Source organism: Pseudomonas sp. S09G 359 (assembly GCF_002843605.1).
GTDB lineage: Bacteria > Pseudomonadota > Gammaproteobacteria > Pseudomonadales > Pseudomonadaceae > Aquipseudomonas.
The window spans coordinates 911,708-926,371 of sequence record NZ_CP025263.1; the positions used below are offsets into that span (position 1 = coordinate 911,708).

The window sequence follows — 14,664 nt, forward strand, 5'->3', positions numbered from 1 at the left end:
CTGATGGCCTACCGGGGGAATCAGCTGACAAGGTTATCTCTATCCGGTGCTTGAGCGCACCAGCCACACGCAAAGCGCTGGCCTATTTTTTCAAGACGTTGCGTGGGATCCGTCACCCAGGCCCTGGATTGCCACGGCGGCTGATGGCGCAGGTGCTGAGTGTGGCCGCAGGACAGCTCGACGACCCAGTGCTGGTGCTCATCTTGATGAAAACCGGTGATGGTCGAATCGTTTGTTCGACCCCGTCCGTCCGGGTTCTGTTCGCTTTCGGGCAAATCCTTGTTTAGACTTGTCCGTTCTTCATTCTTATGCAAAAGGTCTCGCCCCATGACGATCGCCGCTAACAAGGCTGTCTCCATCGACTATACCCTGACCAACGACGCTGGTGAGGTCATCGACAGCTCCGCCGGCGGCGCGCCGCTGGTCTACCTGCAAGGCGCAGGTAACATCATCCCTGGCCTGGAAAAGGCTCTGGAAGGCAAGAACGTCGGTGATGAACTGACCGTTGCCGTAGAACCTGAAGATGCCTACGGCGAATACTCTGCCGAACTGGTCAGCACCCTGAGCCGCAGCATGTTCGAAGGCGTCGATGAGCTGGAAGTGGGCATGCAGTTCCACGCTTCCGCGCCGGACGGCCAAATGCAAATCGTCACCATTCGTGACCTGGATGGCGACGACGTTACCGTCGACGGCAACCACCCCCTGGCTGGCCAGCGCCTGAACTTCCAAGTGAAGATCGTTGCCATCCGCGACGCTTCCCAGGAAGAAGTGGCTCACGGCCACGTCCACGGTGAAGGCGGTCACCACCATTGATTGTGGTTTGATCAATAGGTAGCAAAAACGCCCCGACTGGTTCGGGGCGTTTTTTTGTGTTCAGAAAATGCACGCGGTCCAAATGTGGGAGCGGGCTTGCTCGCGAATGCAGTGGGTCAGTCAGCACATGCATTAACTGATACACCGCATTCGCGAGCAAGCCCGCTCCCACAAGGAGAGTTGTGGTGATTCTGTGGGCAAACAAAAATGCCCCGGACCTTTCGGTACGGGGCATTTCTTAACTGTTGCGTAACCAGGGTTACGCGGCAGTTGTTACCACTTAGGCTGCTGCAGCGACGTTCAGAGCCTTGATGTGGCCATTCAGGCGGCTCTTATGGCGAGCGGCCTTGTTCTTGTGGATGATGCCTTTATCGGCCATACGGTCGATAACTGGCACAGCCAGAACGTAAGCTGCTTGAGCTTTTTCAGCGTCTTTGGTGTCGATGGCTTTAACTACATTCTTGATGTAGGTGCGAACCATGGAACGCAGGCTGGCGTTGTGGCTGCGACGCTTCTCAGCCTGTTTTGCACGTTTTTTGGCGGAAGGTGTGTTGGCCACCGTCGAGCTCCTCGAAAGACTTTTTAGGAAATAGCAAACAAAATAGGCCGCGAATCATGCCGATGACTTGATGGGTTGTCAAGGGCGGCTGATGCGAACTGCTGAGTGGTCGATCTGAAGAGGCGGGTGATTTATTTCCGGCGCTTGACCTGTAAACTCGCGAGCTTTGGCTCTGTGCTGTTGCAGGCGCGCAGTATCGCATAAGTAGGCGCACAGTTCGCCTGCTCTTTATCTATAGGCGCAAACTCTTTCAATGAATCTGCTCAAATCGTTGGCTGCCGTCAGCTCTATCACGATGATCTCCCGGGTTTTGGGGTTTGTGCGTGACACCCTGCTGGCGCGCATTTTTGGCGCCAGCATGGCCACGGATGCCTTCTTTATTGCCTTTAAACTGCCCAACCTGCTGCGGCGCATCTTCGCCGAGGGCGCGTTTTCCCAAGCGTTCGTGCCGATCCTGGCCGAATACAAGACCCAGCAGGGCGAAGAGGCGACCCGCACCTTTATTGCCTACGTCTCAGGCCTATTGACCCTGGTGCTGATGCTGGTGACTGTCATCGGCATGCTCGCCGCGCCCTGGGTTATCTGGGCCACGGCCCCCGGTTTTGCCAATACCCCGGAAAAATTCGCGCTGACCACCGACCTGCTGCGCGTGACCTTCCCTTATATATTGCTGATTTCCCTGTCATCCCTGGCCGGTGCAATCCTCAACACCTGGAACCGTTTCTCGGTGCCGGCCTTCGTGCCGACCTTGCTCAACGTCAGCATGATTATCTTCGCGTTGTTCCTCACGCCGTACTTCGACCCGCCGGTGATGGCCCTGGGCTGGGCCGTGCTGGCCGGTGGCCTGGCGCAATTGCTCTACCAACTGCCGCACCTGAAGAAAATCGGCATGCTCGTGCTGCCGCGCCTGAACCTCAAGGACACCGGCGTGTGGCGCGTCATGCGCAATATGCTGCCGGCGATCCTTGGTGTGTCGGTGAGCCAGATTTCCCTGATCATCAACACCGCGTTTGCTTCGCTGCTGGTGTCGGGCTCGGTGTCGTGGATGTATTACGCCGATCGCCTGATGGAGCTGCCGTCCGGCGTGCTGGGTGTGGCGCTGGGCACGATTCTGCTGCCGACCCTGGCGCGCACTTACGCGAGCAAGGATCGCCAGGAGTACTCGCGCATTCTCGATTGGGGCCTGCGCCTGTGTTTCGTGCTGGTACTGCCGTGCTCCCTGGCCCTGGGAATCCTCGCCGAGCCATTGACCGTCTCGCTGTTCCAGTACGGCCAATTCGACGCGCATGACGCACTGATGACCCAGCATGCGCTGGTTGCCTATTCCGTCGGCCTGCTCGGCATTATTGTGATCAAGGTCCTGGCGCCGGGCTTCTATGCCCAACAAAATATTCGCACGCCGGTCAAGATCGCGATCTTCACGTTGATCGTCACGCAACTGCTCAACCTGGTGTTTATCGGCCCGCTGGCCCATGCGGGCCTGGCCCTGGCCATCAGCGCCGGTGCGTGCATCAACGCCGGCCTGCTGTTCTACCAACTGCGCAAACAACAGATGTTTCAGCCGCAGCCGGGCTGGGGCCTGTTTGCCCTCAAGTTGCTGGTGGCGGTGGCGGTGATGTCGGCGGTGCTGCTGGGCCTGATGCACTTTATGCCCGCCTGGAGCGAAGGCCATATGCTGGAACGCTTCATGCGTCTTGGCGTGCTGGTGGTCGCCGGTGTGGTGGTGTACTTCGGAATGTTGCTGCTGCAGGGCTTCCGCCTGCGGGATTTCAATCGCAAGTCGCTGAGTTAGAGAGTTTGCCGCGATAAAACCGGTGTTTTATCGATTCGATCCATTTGGGCTGCGCTGTTGCCTGTCGTCTGGGGCCGGGTGTGGTTATAATCGACCACTTTATGAGCAAGAAGCGCGTTATGCAGCTGGTTCGAGGTCTCCACAACCTGCGCCCCCAGCATCGGGGCTGCGTCGCCACTATTGGCAACTTTGACGGTGTTCACCGTGGCCACCAGGCTATCCTGGCTCGGCTGCGCGAGCGTGCGGTCGAGTTGGGCGTGCCCAGCTGCGTGGTGATTTTTGAGCCACAGCCGCGGGAATATTTCACCCCGGAAACGGCGCCGGCGCGCCTGGCCCGCCTGCGGGACAAGCTGCAACTGCTGGCCGAAGAAGGTGTGGACCGCGTCCTCTGCCTGGCCTTCAACCAGCGTCTGCAAAGCCTCAGCGCCGCCGAGTTCGTTGACCGTATCCTGGTCGATGGCCTGGGCGTACAGCACCTGGAGGTCGGCGACGACTTCCGCTTTGGTTGCGACCGCGTCGGCGATTTCGATTTCCTGCAACATGCCGGTGTCGCCCAGGGGTTTACCGTCGAAGCCGCGCAAACCGTCGAACTGGACGGCCTGCGTGTGAGCAGTACCCAGGTGCGTAACGCCCTGGCCGCTGCCGACTTCGCCCTGGCCGAGCGCTTGCTCGGTCGCCCGTTCCGCATTGCCGGGCGGGTACTGCACGGCCAGAAGCTGGCGCGCCAATTGGGCACGCCAACCGCCAACGTGCAGCTCAAACGCCGGCGTGTGCCGCTGACCGGGGTTTACCTGGTGAGCGTCGACATCGACGGCCAGCCGTGGCCAGGAGTCGCCAACATAGGCGTCAGGCCCACGGTTGCAGGTGATGGCAAGGCCCACCTGGAAGTTCACCTTTTGGATTTTGCCGGTGATTTATACGACCGGCGTTTGACGGTGGTTTTCCACCAGAAGCTGCGTGAAGAGCAGCGTTTCGCCTCGCTTGAGGCGTTGAAAACGGCGATCAATGCGGATGTCGCCGCCGCCCGTGCACTAGCCGCACCTAGCGCCCATCGCTAACCGAAGAGCCTTAAATGACCGACTATAAAGCCACGCTAAACCTTCCGGACACCGCCTTCCCAATGAAGGCCGGCCTGCCACAGCGCGAACCGCAGATCCTGCAGCGCTGGGACAGTATTGGCCTGTACGGAAAGTTGCGCGAAATTGGCAAGGATCGTCCGAAATTCGTCCTGCACGACGGCCCTCCTTATGCCAACGGCACGATTCACATCGGTCATGCGCTGAACAAGATTCTCAAGGACATGATCATCCGCTCGAAGACCCTGTCGGGCTTCGACGCGCCGTATGTTCCAGGCTGGGACTGCCATGGCCTGCCGATCGAACACAAAGTCGAAGTGACCTACGGCAAGAACCTGGGCGCGGATAAAACCCGCGAACTGTGCCGTGCCTACGCCACCGAGCAGATCGAAGGGCAGAAGTCCGAGTTCATCCGCCTGGGTGTGCTGGGCGACTGGGACAACCCGTACAAGACCATGAACTTCAAGAACGAGGCCGGTGAAATCCGCGCCTTGGCCGAAATCGTCAAGGGCGGCTTCGTGTTCAAGGGCCTCAAGCCCGTGAACTGGTGCTTCGACTGCGGCTCGGCCCTGGCTGAAGCGGAAGTCGAGTACGAAGACAAGAAGTCCTCGACCATCGACGTGGCCTTCCCGATCGCCGACGACGCCAAGCTGGCCGAGGCCTTTGGCCTGGCAAGCCTGAGCAAGCCAGCGGCCATCGTGATCTGGACCACCACCCCGTGGACCATCCCGGCCAACCAGGCGCTGAACGTGCACCCGGAATTCACCTACGCCCTGGTGGATGTCGGTGATCGCCTGCTGGTGCTGGCCGAGGAAATGGTCGAGGCCTGCCTGGCCCGCTACGAGCTGCAAGGTTCGGTGATCGCTACCACCACCGGCACTGCGCTGGAACTGATCAACTTCCGTCACCCGTTCTATGACCGCCTGTCGCCGGTGTACCTGGCTGATTACGTCGAACTGGGCTCGGGCACCGGTGTGGTTCACTCTGCGCCCGCCTATGGCGTGGACGACTTCGTGACCTGCAAAGCCTACGGCATGGTCAACGACGACATCCTCAACCCGGTGCAGAGCAATGGCGTTTACGCGCCGTCGCTGGAGTTCTTCGGCGGCCAGTTCATCTTCAAGGCCAACGAGCCGATCATCGAAAAACTGCGCGAAGTCGGTTCGCTGCTGCACACCGAAACCATCAAGCACAGCTACATGCACTGCTGGCGTCACAAGACCCCGCTGATCTACCGCGCCACCGCGCAGTGGTTTATCGGCATGGACAAGCAGCCGACCAGCGGCGAAACCCTGCGTAACCGCGCGATCAAGGCCATTGAAGACACCAAGTTCGTCCCGGCCTGGGGCCAGGCGCGCCTGCACTCGATGATCGCCAACCGTCCGGACTGGTGCATCTCCCGCCAGCGCAACTGGGGCGTGCCGATCCCGTTTTTCCTGAACAAGGAAAGCGGCGAGCTGCACCCGCGTACCGTCGAGCTGATGGAAGTGGTAGCCCAGCGCGTTGAACAGGAAGGCATCGAGGCCTGGTTCAAGCTGGACGCCGCCGAGCTGCTGGGCGACGAGGCGCCGCTGTACGACAAGATCAGCGACACCCTCGACGTCTGGTTCGACTCGGGCACCACCCACTGGCACGTGCTGCGCGGTTCGCACCCGATGGGTCACGAGACCGGCCCGCGCGCCGACCTGTACCTGGAAGGCTCGGACCAACACCGTGGCTGGTTCCACTCGTCGTTGCTGACCGGTTGCGCCATCGACGACCACGCCCCTTACCGCGAATTGCTGACCCACGGCTTCACCGTCGACGAGACGGGCCGCAAGATGTCCAAGTCGCTGAAGAACGTGATCGAGCCGAAAAAAATCAACGACACCTTGGGCGCCGACATCATGCGTCTTTGGGTGGCGTCTACCGATTACTCGGGCGAAATCGCTGTGTCGGACCAGATCCTGGCCCGTAGCGCCGATGCCTACCGCCGTATCCGTAATACCGCACGCTTCCTGTTGTCGAACCTGACCGGTTTCAACCCGGCCACCGACCTGCTGCCGGCCGAGGACATGCTCGCCCTCGACCGTTGGGCTGTGGACCGTACCCTGTTGCTGCAGCGCGAGTTGCAGGAACACTACGGCGAATACCGCTTCTGGAACGTGTACTCCAAGATCCACAACTTCTGCGTGCAGGAGCTGGGTGGTTTCTACCTCGACATCATCAAGGACCGCCAGTACACCACCGGCGCCAACAGCAAGGCGCGCCGTTCGGCGCAGACCGCGCTGTTCCACATCAGCGAAGCACTGGTGCGCTGGATCGCGCCGATGCTGGCCTTTACCGCTGACGAGCTGTGGGAATACCTGCCGGGCGAGCGTAATGAGTCCGTGATGCTCAACACCTGGTACGAAGGCCTGACCGAACTGCCGGCCGACTTCGAACTGGGCCGCGAGTACTGGGACGGCGTGATGGCCGTGAAGGTTGCGGTGAACAAGGAGCTGGAGGTCCAGCGTGCGGCGAAGGCCGTCGGTGGCAACCTGCAGGCTGAAGTCACCCTGTATGCCGAGGAGGGCCTGACCGCCGACCTGGCCAAGCTGAGCAACGAGCTGCGCTTCGTGTTGATCACCTCCACCGCTAGCCTGGCGCCATTCGCCCAGGCCCCGGCTGACGCCTTGGCGACCGAAGTACCGGGCCTCAAGCTCAAAGTGGTCAAGTCGGCCTTCCCTAAGTGCGCCCGTTGCTGGCACTGCCGTGAAGACGTTGGCGTGAACCCTGAGCATCCGGAAATCTGCGGTCGTTGCGTCGACAACATCAGCGGTGCTGGCGAGGTTCGCCACTATGCCTAACACCGGCCGTTTCGGACGTCTGGGCTGGCTCGTGTTGAGTTTGCTGGTCCTGGTCATTGACCAGGTCAGCAAGGCTCACTTCGAAGGCACCCTGGAAATGTTCCAGCAGATCGTGGTGATCCCTGATTACTTCAGCTGGACGCTGGCCTACAACACCGGCGCCGCCTTCAGCTTCCTCGCTGACAGCGGCGGCTGGCAGCGCTGGCTGTTTGCCCTGATCGCCGTAGTGGTCAGTGCCGTGCTGGTGGTGTGGCTCAAGCGCCTCGGCCGCGATGACACCTGGCTGGCCATCGCCCTGGCCCTGGTGCTGGGTGGCGCGCTGGGTAACCTGTACGACCGCATTGCACTGGGCCATGTGATCGACTTCATTCTGGTGCATTGGCAGAACCGCTGGTATTTCCCGGCGTTCAACTTTGCCGACAGCGCTATCACCGTCGGTGCAATCATGCTGGCGTTGGATATGTTCAAAAGTAAGAAAACCGGAGAGACCGTCAATGACTGATCAGGTATTGGCTGAGCAACGCATCGGCCAGAACACGGAAGTCACTTTGCATTTTGCATTGCGCCTGGAGAATGGCGACACGGTCGACAGCACGTTCGACAAGGCCCCGGCGACCTTCAAGGTCGGCGACGGCAACTTGCTGCCGGGTTTCGAAGCTGCCCTGTTCGGGTTCAAGGCCGGCGACAAGCGCACCCTGCAGATCCTGCCGGAAAACGCCTTTGGCCAGCCCAACCCGCAAAACGTACAGATAATCCCGCGTTCGCAGTTCCAGGACATGGATCTGTCGGAAGGCCTGCTGGTGATCTTCAACGACGCGGCGAATACCGAGCTGCCCGGTGTGGTTAAAACCTTTGATGACGCGCAAGTGACCATCGATTTCAACCATCCGTTGGCCGGTAAAACCTTGACGTTCGACGTTGAAATCATCGACGTTAAAGCACTCTGATCAACGACTCGATTAAAACTGTGGGAGCGGGCTTGTGTGGGAGGGGGCCTGCTCCTTCCCACCTTTGATCTTCATTGTCAGTTGAGTCGCGTCGATCCTGACCCATAGCAGCTGCAACACACGAGGCACAGCATGCAAATCAAACTCGCCAACCCCCGTGGCTTCTGTGCCGGCGTGGACCGGGCGATCGAAATCGTCAACCGCGCCCTGGAAGTCTTCGGGCCGCCGATTTATGTGCGCCATGAAGTCGTCCACAACAAGTTCGTGGTCGAAGACCTGCGCGCGCGTGGTGCCATCTTCGTCGAAGAACTGGACCAGGTGCCGGACGATGTTATCGTCATCTTCAGCGCCCACGGTGTTTCCCAGGCGGTGCGTACCGAAGCGGCAGGCCGTGGCCTGAAAGTGTTCGATGCCACCTGCCCACTGGTCACCAAGGTGCATATCGAGGTCGCGCGCTACAGCCGTGATGGCCGTGAATGCATTCTTATCGGCCATGCCGGCCACCCTGAAGTCGAAGGCACCATGGGGCAGTACGACGCCAGCAATGGCGGGGCCATTTACCTGGTGGAAGACGAAAAAGACGTTGCCAACCTGCAGGTGCACAACCCTGAGCGCCTGGCCTTCGTGACCCAGACCACTTTGTCCATGGATGACACCAGCCGCGTCATCGACGCGCTGCGCAGCCGCTTCCCGGCCATCGGTGGGCCGCGCAAGGATGACATCTGCTACGCCACCCAAAACCGCCAGGATGCAGTCAAGCAACTGGCCGATGAGTGCGATGTCGTGCTGGTGGTCGGTAGCCCAAACAGCTCCAACTCCAATCGCCTGCGCGAGTTGGCTGAGCGCATGGCGACACCGGCGTACTTGATCGACGGTGCCGAAGACATGCAGCGCAGCTGGTTCGATGGCGTCGAGCGTATCGGTATCACTGCCGGTGCTTCGGCCCCGGAAGTGCTGGTGCGCGGCGTTATCCAGCAGTTGCACGCCTGGGGCGCTACCGGCGCCGACGAACTGGCCGGGCGTGAAGAGAACATCACCTTCTCGATGCCCAAGGAGCTGCGGGTTCGCTCGCTGCTCTGACTGCCAGGGTGCCGGAGTAGCTCCGGCACAATGCCTGCTCGGCCCGGTCGCCGCGCAGGCTGATTCGCCCGCTCGGCGCCAGCACTATCTGATACACACTCTGCTCGCGGTCCGTGGCACACACATGCACGGTGCCCGCCCTGAACCCCCCGCCTGAAAATACCGGTTCGCCAGACCCGCTGAAGCGTACCTGGCTCTTCACTGGCCCGTTGCCCACGATCGCAACCCGCCCGCTGTCCTGGCGTTCCAGCAGCACGGGGTTGTCGTCGTCCAGGTATCCGCGCCCGCTCACATCCAGTATCACCCGCCATCCTTGGCTCCAGTCCTCGTGCAGCGCATGAATGACCACTGCTCGGTTGCGTGCGATGGCTTCCGTGCGGGCGTAGCGCAATCCCCCCGCCAGTGATTGTGCTGCGCCTTGGCGTTGCTGGGATTCCAGCAGGCTCTTGAAACTGGGCACTGCCAGGTGCGCCAGGGCGCCGCTCAGGAGCAGCCCGAGCAGCAGTTCTAGCAGGGTAAAGCCGCGTTGTTGCATGGGTTGTCCCTCCGTGGACGCGGGTAATGTTTGGGTGCAGCCATAGGTATAGCGCCCAAGTCGCAGCGCTGGATGATGGCCTTTATGTCCAAAGTATTTCCCTTTGTTCCGGGAGCAGCGCGGGCCAAAAACCGGCGCTAGTCTTGGGTCGCACAGCAGGGTTTACCTGCTTTTTTTGGCCTTCGACACGGATGACGACGGTAATGCTTGCCTGTTCGAACACCTGTTTTCCCTACGCTTTGCATCGGTATCAAACTGGCATGACGCTGGTCGAGGTGCTGGTGGCGGTGCTGATTCTCTCCGTCGGCCTGTTGGGGGCGGCGGTGATCCAGCTCAATGCGCTCAAGTACACCGACAGCTCAAGGATGACCAGCCAGGCCAGTTTTATTGCCTACGACATGCTGGACCGGATTCGCGCCAACTCCGGCGCCGACTACGCATGGGGCCGTGCCGAGCGGGGGCCTGTCAGCGGCGCCAGCACCAGCGTCCGTGACCTGGACCTGCATGACTTCGAGGCCAATATCCGCGGTTTTGCCGGGGAGAGCGGTGAGGGTTCGGTGGCGATCAGTGAAAACCAAGTGACCGTCAGCATCAGTTGGGATGACCGGCGAGGCACGAATACCCCGGGGGCGCGGGAAACCTTCACCCTTACCAGCCGCATTGGCGGCGAAGTGGAGGAGGTGCAATGAGCGCTCGCCTGCGGGGTTTCAGCCTGGTGGAGTTGCTGCTGGTGCTGGCCCTTGGGCTGGTGCTGGTGCTTGGGATCAGCCAGGTGGCGATCAGCGCACGGGCGACCCACGCCAGCCAGCAGGCGGCGATGCTGCTTCAGGATGATGCGCGGTTTGTCCTCAGCAAGTTGATTCAGGACATCCGCCAGGTCGGCATGTTTGGCTGTTTGGCCACGGCCTTTATCGACAATGCCCCGCCGGCCTTTGACCGGCCTGTCGCCTGGGATGGCGCGGGGGGCTCAAGGTCGCTGACGCTAATCACCGCCGACCCGGGGGGCGATAGTGGCAAACCTGATTGGACCGTGCTGTCCGATTGCACCGGGACGGCTCAGGCTTACGCCGCAAACCCACCGGCGCCTGCGCCCGGGCAGATCCGCTTTGCGCTGCGTCAAATCACCTACACCTTCGACGCAGGCCAGTTGAAGGTCAGTACGCTCGCAGCGCCGGCGAAAACGGTGCTGGTGGATAACGTGCAGCGTTTCGATATCAGTTTTGGCGTGGCCGACAAGCCTGCATCGACCCAGGTGGCACGCTACGACGCCAGCCCGGCCGATGCGTCGCTGATACGCAGTGTGCGCATCCTGTTGACCCTGCACGACCCGGCAGGCCGCGTAAAGGATCAAACCTACAGCGTTGTGGCAGCGCTACGTAATCGGTTGGGGTAGGGCGAGCATGGTGCTTAGTGAGGAAGTGTATCTGCGGCAGGCGGGCATGGCTCTGCTGATCAGCCTGGTGTTCCTGCTGTTGTTGTCGTTGATCGGCTTATCGTCGATGCAAGGGGCTGTGACCCAGCAAAAGATCGCCGGCAGCCTTTGGCATCGCAACCAGACGTTTCAACGTGCCGAAAGTGGCCTGAGGCTCGGTGAGTCAGCGGTACAGCGAAACTTTGCGGGGTTGCCGTTGTGCCAGTCGATCGTTACCTGTGCGCCGCCGGAAGAATCGCTTTCGGTGGTAGGCCCCGGCTTGAACCCGGTTTCGTCTGTCACCTGGGTCGCCCTCGACGGTGGGCTCTACGGTGTGCAATTCCTGGGGGTGGGTGTCGGCCTGGCGCATTTGCCTCCGCAAACTCCGGCGGCTTTGTATCGGGTGACGGGAGTTGGCCTGGGCGGCCAATCGCGCGCGGTGCTCGAGAGCGTGTATGCGCGAGTAGAGAAGGAAGGCGGCTCGCAGTTTCGGCGAGTGACGTGGCGGCAACTTCAATAAGGAGCAACAGGATGGGCATGGATAGCCAGGGCTTTACCCTGATCGAGTTACTGATCGCCGTGGCGATCATCGCGTTTCTGGCCGGGATCGCTTACCCCGGTTATACCGGCCATATAAAAAAGGCCTATCGCGCCGAAATTGTCGGGCTGTTGACCGAGCAGGCGCAGCATCTCGAGCGCTTTTATACGAGGAACGGCACTTTTATTGATGCAGGCGGCGTCAGTCCGGGCAACGATCGCTATAGAATCAGTGCTGCATTGAACCCTCAGGATTTCCTCTTGGCGGCCACACCCGTCACCGGCTCGGTGATGGACGGCGACCCTTGCGGCGACTTCAGCCTGACCAGCACCGGTGCGCGGGCCAACCCGGGCGCTGAACCGCACATGTCGCGTGTTGCGTGCTGGGGGCAATGATGCAGATGCTGGAAGATTGGGCGCCAGGCGCGCTTGTTCCTATTAATTGGCTGGATCAGATGATGGCTAAGCAACAGCAAGTGGTGATTGTCGGTGGCGGAGTCATCGGCTTGTTGACGGCGTACAACCTGGCGACCCAGGGTCAGGCGGTGGTGCTGCTGGAGCGTGCCGGGGTGGGCCAGGAGTCCTCCTGGGCCGGCGGTGGGATTGTTTCCCCGCTGTATCCGTGGCGCTACAGCCCGGCAGTGACTGCGCTGGCCCACTGGTCCCAGGATTTTTATCCACAACTGGCTGCGCGCTTGTTTGCGGCAACCGGCGTCGATCCAGAGGTTCACACCACGGGGTTGTACTGGCTCGACCTGGATGACGAGGCCGAGGCGCTGGCCTGGGCCGTACGTGAAGGACGCCCCCTGAGCAAAGTCGATGTATCCGCTGCCCACGATGCGGTGCCGGTGCTGGGGGGCGGGTATTCCCAGGCGATCTACATGGCCAACGTCGCCAATGTGCGTAATCCGCGCCTGGTCAAATCCCTTAAAGCGGCCCTGTTGGCGCTGCCCGGTGTGAAGATTCACGAGCAGTGTGAGGTCGTCGGGTTTGTTCGCGATGGCGCCAGCGTGGTGGGTGTGGATACGGCGGATGGCCCGATTTTCGGTGATCAGGTCGTGCTGGCCGCGGGAGCGTGGAGTGGTGAGTTGCTCGGCACCTTGGGGCTTACGTTGCCGGTGGAGCCGGTCAAGGGGCAGATGATTCTGTACAAGTGCGCGTCGGACTTCCTGTCGAGCATGGTGCTGGCCAAGGGGCGTTATGCGATCCCTCGGCGCGACGGGCACATCCTGATCGGCAGCACCCTGGAGCATGCCGGCTTCGACAAGACGCCCACTGAAAACGCGCTGGAAAGCCTCAAGGCTTCGGCGGTAGAGCTGATTCCCGCGTTGGCAGATGCAGAAGTGGTGGGGCACTGGGCTGGCTTGCGTCCCGGCTCACCGGAAGGTATTCCCTATATCGGCCAGGTGCCCGGTTTCAACGGGCTGTGGCTTAACTGCGGGCATTACCGCAACGGCCTGGTGCTGGCTCCGGCATCCTGCCAGTTGTTTGTCGACTTGTTGCTGGAGCACACGCCGATCATCGACCCGGCGCCCTATGCCCCCGCCGGTCGACTCAACGCTGAATAGACTTCGGACCCTGTTCCAGATGCGCCTGGGTGCAATACCATTCCTGGCGTGAGCTGAGTGCGCGATCCTGCGGCAGGTGTACGCCGCAGTGGGCGCAGCGCACCATCAGGGCTGCGCCGGGCTCGCTGGAACGCTGCTGTTTGGCGGCCGGGCTTTTGAATTTGCGCCAGAACCATACCGCGGCAGCAATGACGGCAATCCAGAACAGTAGACGAACCATGGTAGGTAGTTTCTCGACAAGGAATGCGCCAGTTTAGCCAAGGACGTGGCAGGCGCACAGAGCAATAATTGCGGCGCATAAAAAAGGGAGCCCCGAGGGGCTCCCTTTTTACGTTGCGTCGACTGCTCAGTCGAACACGCCGAAGGTCATGTAGCTGAACCACGAGCGGTCCTGGTTGTTGCCCAGGGCCTGCGGTTCTTCCTCTTCGATCACGTCGCCGTTCTCGTCGTGGGGCTTGAGTTCCGACGGAATCGCTTCCTTGGCGTCCTGGTACTGCTTGATCACGTCCTGGTTGGCGCGGGTTTCGCCCGGCGGCAGCGGTGGACGCGACTCGATCAGGCCCAAGGTGTACTTGCTCAGCCACGAACGGTTATCCGCCTCGGCAACCTGCGGCACGAACTGACCGTCCTTCAGGCTCGGGTGGTCCGGGTAGTTGAGTTTCAGGGTTTCCAGGCTGGTGCTGGCCAGTTCGTCCAGGTGCAGGCGCTGGTAAGCCTCGGTCATCACTGCCAGGCCGTCACCCACGGATGGGGTTTCCTGGAAGTTTTCCACCACATAACGGCCACGGTTGGCGGCAGCTACGTAGGCCTGACGGGTCAGGTAGTAGTGGGCCACGTGGATCTCATAGGAGGCCAGCAGGTTGCGCAGGTAGATCATGCGCTGCTTGGCGTCCGGCGCGTAGCGGCTGTTGGGGTAGCGGCTGGTCAGCTGGGCGAACTCGTTATAGGAGTCGCGGGCAGCGCCCGGGTCACGCTTGGTCATGTCCAGCGGCAGGAAGCGCGCCAGCAGGCCAACATCCTGGTCAAACGAGGTCAGGCCCTTCATGTAGTAGGCGTAGTCGACGTTCGGGTGCTGCGGGTGCAGGCGGATAAAACGCTCGGCGGCGGACTTGGCAGCTTCCGGCTCGGCGTTCTTGTAGTTGGCGTAGATCAGCTCGAGCTGGGCCTGATCGGCGTAGCGCCCGAACGGATAGCGCGACTCCAGTGCCTTCAGCTTCGCTGTGGCGCTGGTGTAGCTATTATTGTCCAAGTCTTTCTGAGCCAGTTGGTACAACTCGACTTCGCTCAGGTTTTCGTCGACGACTTCCTTTGTTGACGAGCAAGCAGCAGTCATGGCGAGGATGGCGATCAGCAGCAGGTGTTTCACTTGCATGGCGGCTTGCGTCCCTATGACGGCCGCTGTCTTGGGCGGGGCCGTCCTGTTATGATGAGCGCCCCGTTGAAAGCCTCGGGGCAAAAGACGCCGTATTTAACCACAAGCGCGCAGCCGAAACCAAAGGCTGTGCCACGCCTAGTCTG

Annotated in this window: 17 protein-coding genes; 12 read left to right on the forward strand and 5 right to left on the reverse strand. The window is 61.0% G+C overall.

Going from position 1 to position 14,664, the window contains the following annotated elements; genetic code table 11:
- Nucleotides 1–20: 20 nt before the first annotated feature.
- Nucleotides 21–359 (reverse strand): DUF3565 domain-containing protein, encoded by a 339-nt coding sequence (locus CXQ82_RS03995; RefSeq protein ID WP_101266378.1) that lies wholly within the window; start codon nucleotides 357–359, stop codon nucleotides 21–23.
- On the opposite strand from CXQ82_RS03995, the gene CXQ82_RS04000 reads away from it, so the two are divergent.
- Entirely contained in the window at nucleotides 328–813 is a 486-nt protein-coding gene (locus tag CXQ82_RS04000; RefSeq protein ID WP_003188398.1) for a peptidylprolyl isomerase, read from the forward strand. The two genes, CXQ82_RS03995 and CXQ82_RS04000, sit on opposite strands and share 32 nt — an antisense overlap.
- Before the next feature lie 280 nt (nucleotides 814–1,093).
- Here the strand turns inward: CXQ82_RS04000 and rpsT are convergent, their stop codons facing one another.
- Nucleotides 1,094–1,372: a 30S ribosomal protein S20 gene (rpsT, locus tag CXQ82_RS04010; protein WP_003171647.1), complete on the reverse strand. Its 279-nt coding sequence runs from the start codon at nucleotides 1,370–1,372 to the stop codon at nucleotides 1,094–1,096.
- Between the two features lie 253 nt (nucleotides 1,373–1,625).
- On the opposite strand from rpsT, the gene murJ reads away from it, so the two are divergent.
- The 6 genes from murJ (at nucleotide 1,626) to ispH (ending at nucleotide 9,095) form a co-directional block, all read left to right on the forward strand.
- A complete protein-coding gene (murJ, locus tag CXQ82_RS04015; RefSeq protein ID WP_101266380.1) occupies nucleotides 1,626–3,164 on the forward strand; it encodes a murein biosynthesis integral membrane protein MurJ in 1,539 nt (512 codons plus the stop codon).
- Between the two features lie 119 nt (nucleotides 3,165–3,283).
- Nucleotides 3,284–4,222, forward strand: a complete 939-nt coding sequence (ribF, locus tag CXQ82_RS04020; protein WP_163034632.1) for a bifunctional riboflavin kinase/FAD synthetase — start codon at nucleotides 3,284–3,286, stop codon at nucleotides 4,220–4,222.
- A gap of 14 nt (nucleotides 4,223–4,236) precedes the next feature.
- The gene (gene ileS, locus CXQ82_RS04025) at nucleotides 4,237–7,068 is read left to right on the forward strand and encodes an isoleucine--tRNA ligase (protein WP_101266384.1); all 2,832 of its coding nucleotides are present in this window, start codon (nucleotides 4,237–4,239) and stop codon (nucleotides 7,066–7,068) included.
- On the forward strand, nucleotides 7,061–7,570 hold the full coding sequence (lspA, locus tag CXQ82_RS04030) for a signal peptidase II (RefSeq protein ID WP_101266387.1): 510 nt from the start codon (nucleotides 7,061–7,063) through the stop codon (nucleotides 7,568–7,570). Before ileS ends, lspA begins: the two co-directional genes overlap by 8 nt.
- A 7-nt stretch (nucleotides 7,571–7,577) precedes the next feature.
- The gene (gene fkpB, locus CXQ82_RS04035; protein WP_010213263.1) at nucleotides 7,578–8,015 is read left to right on the forward strand and encodes an FKBP-type peptidyl-prolyl cis-trans isomerase; all 438 of its coding nucleotides are present in this window, start codon (nucleotides 7,578–7,580) and stop codon (nucleotides 8,013–8,015) included.
- Between the two features lie 132 nt (nucleotides 8,016–8,147).
- Nucleotides 8,148–9,095 carry a 4-hydroxy-3-methylbut-2-enyl diphosphate reductase gene (gene ispH, locus CXQ82_RS04040; protein ID WP_025856583.1) on the forward strand — a complete coding sequence of 316 codons (948 nt, stop codon included), beginning with the start codon at nucleotides 8,148–8,150 and terminating at the stop codon, nucleotides 9,093–9,095.
- On the opposite strand, the gene CXQ82_RS04045 is transcribed toward ispH, so the two are convergent.
- Nucleotides 9,049–9,630, reverse strand: a complete 582-nt coding sequence (locus CXQ82_RS04045) for a GspH/FimT family protein (RefSeq protein WP_101266389.1) — start codon at nucleotides 9,628–9,630, stop codon at nucleotides 9,049–9,051. The two genes, ispH and CXQ82_RS04045, sit on opposite strands and share 47 nt — an antisense overlap.
- Before the next feature lie 203 nt (nucleotides 9,631–9,833).
- Here CXQ82_RS04045 and pilV point away from each other — a divergent pair, with 203 nt between their 5' ends.
- From pilV to thiO, 5 genes are all read left to right on the forward strand, one after another.
- Entirely contained in the window at nucleotides 9,834–10,319 is a 486-nt protein-coding gene (pilV, locus tag CXQ82_RS04050; RefSeq protein ID WP_101266391.1) for a type IV pilus modification protein PilV, read from the forward strand.
- A complete protein-coding gene (locus CXQ82_RS04055) occupies nucleotides 10,316–11,023 on the forward strand; it encodes a prepilin-type N-terminal cleavage/methylation domain-containing protein (protein WP_101266393.1) in 708 nt (235 codons plus the stop codon). The genes pilV and CXQ82_RS04055 overlap by 4 nt, the downstream gene beginning before the upstream one ends.
- 7 nt (nucleotides 11,024–11,030) lie before the next feature.
- A complete protein-coding gene (locus CXQ82_RS04060) occupies nucleotides 11,031–11,561 on the forward strand; it encodes a PilX N-terminal domain-containing pilus assembly protein (RefSeq protein WP_101266395.1) in 531 nt (176 codons plus the stop codon).
- A gap of 11 nt (nucleotides 11,562–11,572) precedes the next feature.
- The gene (locus CXQ82_RS04065; RefSeq protein WP_101266398.1) at nucleotides 11,573–11,974 is read left to right on the forward strand and encodes a type IV pilin protein; all 402 of its coding nucleotides are present in this window, start codon (nucleotides 11,573–11,575) and stop codon (nucleotides 11,972–11,974) included.
- A 62-nt stretch (nucleotides 11,975–12,036) separates the two neighbouring features.
- Complete coding sequence (gene thiO, locus CXQ82_RS04070) at nucleotides 12,037–13,146, forward strand: glycine oxidase ThiO (RefSeq protein WP_101273716.1); 1,110 nt, start codon at nucleotides 12,037–12,039, stop codon at nucleotides 13,144–13,146.
- On the opposite strand, the gene CXQ82_RS04075 is transcribed toward thiO, so the two are convergent.
- Both CXQ82_RS04075 and CXQ82_RS04080 read right to left on the reverse strand, forming a co-directional pair.
- Nucleotides 13,133–13,366: a PP0621 family protein gene (locus CXQ82_RS04075; RefSeq protein ID WP_101266400.1), complete on the reverse strand. Its 234-nt coding sequence runs from the start codon at nucleotides 13,364–13,366 to the stop codon at nucleotides 13,133–13,135. The genes thiO and CXQ82_RS04075 overlap by 14 nt on opposite strands.
- 126 nt (nucleotides 13,367–13,492) lie before the next feature.
- Nucleotides 13,493–14,518: an outer membrane protein assembly factor BamD gene (locus tag CXQ82_RS04080; protein WP_101266402.1), complete on the reverse strand. Its 1,026-nt coding sequence runs from the start codon at nucleotides 14,516–14,518 to the stop codon at nucleotides 13,493–13,495.
- Between the last annotated feature and the right edge of the window lie 146 nt (nucleotides 14,519–14,664).

What these genes read in the sequence shown, in the direction of transcription:
- CXQ82_RS04055 (WP_101266393.1), top strand. Translation starts at nt 10,316, where the DNA reads ATGAGCGCTCGCCTGCGGGGTTTCAGCCTGGTGGAGTTGCTGCTGGTG.
- CXQ82_RS04075 (WP_101266400.1), bottom strand. Translation starts at nt 13,366, where the DNA reads ATGGTTCGTCTACTGTTCTGGATTGCCGTCATTGCTGCCGCGGTATGG.
- ispH (WP_025856583.1), top strand. Translation starts at nt 8,148, where the DNA reads ATGCAAATCAAACTCGCCAACCCCCGTGGCTTCTGTGCCGGCGTGGAC.
- murJ (WP_101266380.1), top strand. Translation starts at nt 1,626, where the DNA reads ATGAATCTGCTCAAATCGTTGGCTGCCGTCAGCTCTATCACGATGATC.
- CXQ82_RS04045 (WP_101266389.1), bottom strand. Translation starts at nt 9,630, where the DNA reads ATGCAACAACGCGGCTTTACCCTGCTAGAACTGCTGCTCGGGCTGCTC.
- pilV (WP_101266391.1), top strand. Translation starts at nt 9,834, where the DNA reads ATGCTTGCCTGTTCGAACACCTGTTTTCCCTACGCTTTGCATCGGTAT.
- CXQ82_RS04080 (WP_101266402.1), bottom strand. Translation starts at nt 14,518, where the DNA reads ATGCAAGTGAAACACCTGCTGCTGATCGCCATCCTCGCCATGACTGCT.
- CXQ82_RS04000 (WP_003188398.1), top strand. Translation starts at nt 328, where the DNA reads ATGACGATCGCCGCTAACAAGGCTGTCTCCATCGACTATACCCTGACC.
- CXQ82_RS04060 (WP_101266395.1), top strand. Translation starts at nt 11,031, where the DNA reads ATGGTGCTTAGTGAGGAAGTGTATCTGCGGCAGGCGGGCATGGCTCTG.
- thiO (WP_101273716.1), top strand. Translation starts at nt 12,037, where the DNA reads ATGGCTAAGCAACAGCAAGTGGTGATTGTCGGTGGCGGAGTCATCGGC.
- CXQ82_RS04065 (WP_101266398.1), top strand. Translation starts at nt 11,573, where the DNA reads ATGGGCATGGATAGCCAGGGCTTTACCCTGATCGAGTTACTGATCGCC.
- CXQ82_RS03995 (WP_101266378.1), bottom strand. Translation starts at nt 359, where the DNA reads ATGGAGACAGCCTTGTTAGCGGCGATCGTCATGGGGCGAGACCTTTTG.
- lspA (WP_101266387.1), top strand. Translation starts at nt 7,061, where the DNA reads ATGCCTAACACCGGCCGTTTCGGACGTCTGGGCTGGCTCGTGTTGAGT.
- ileS (WP_101266384.1), top strand. Translation starts at nt 4,237, where the DNA reads ATGACCGACTATAAAGCCACGCTAAACCTTCCGGACACCGCCTTCCCA.
- ribF (WP_163034632.1), top strand. Translation starts at nt 3,284, where the DNA reads ATGCAGCTGGTTCGAGGTCTCCACAACCTGCGCCCCCAGCATCGGGGC.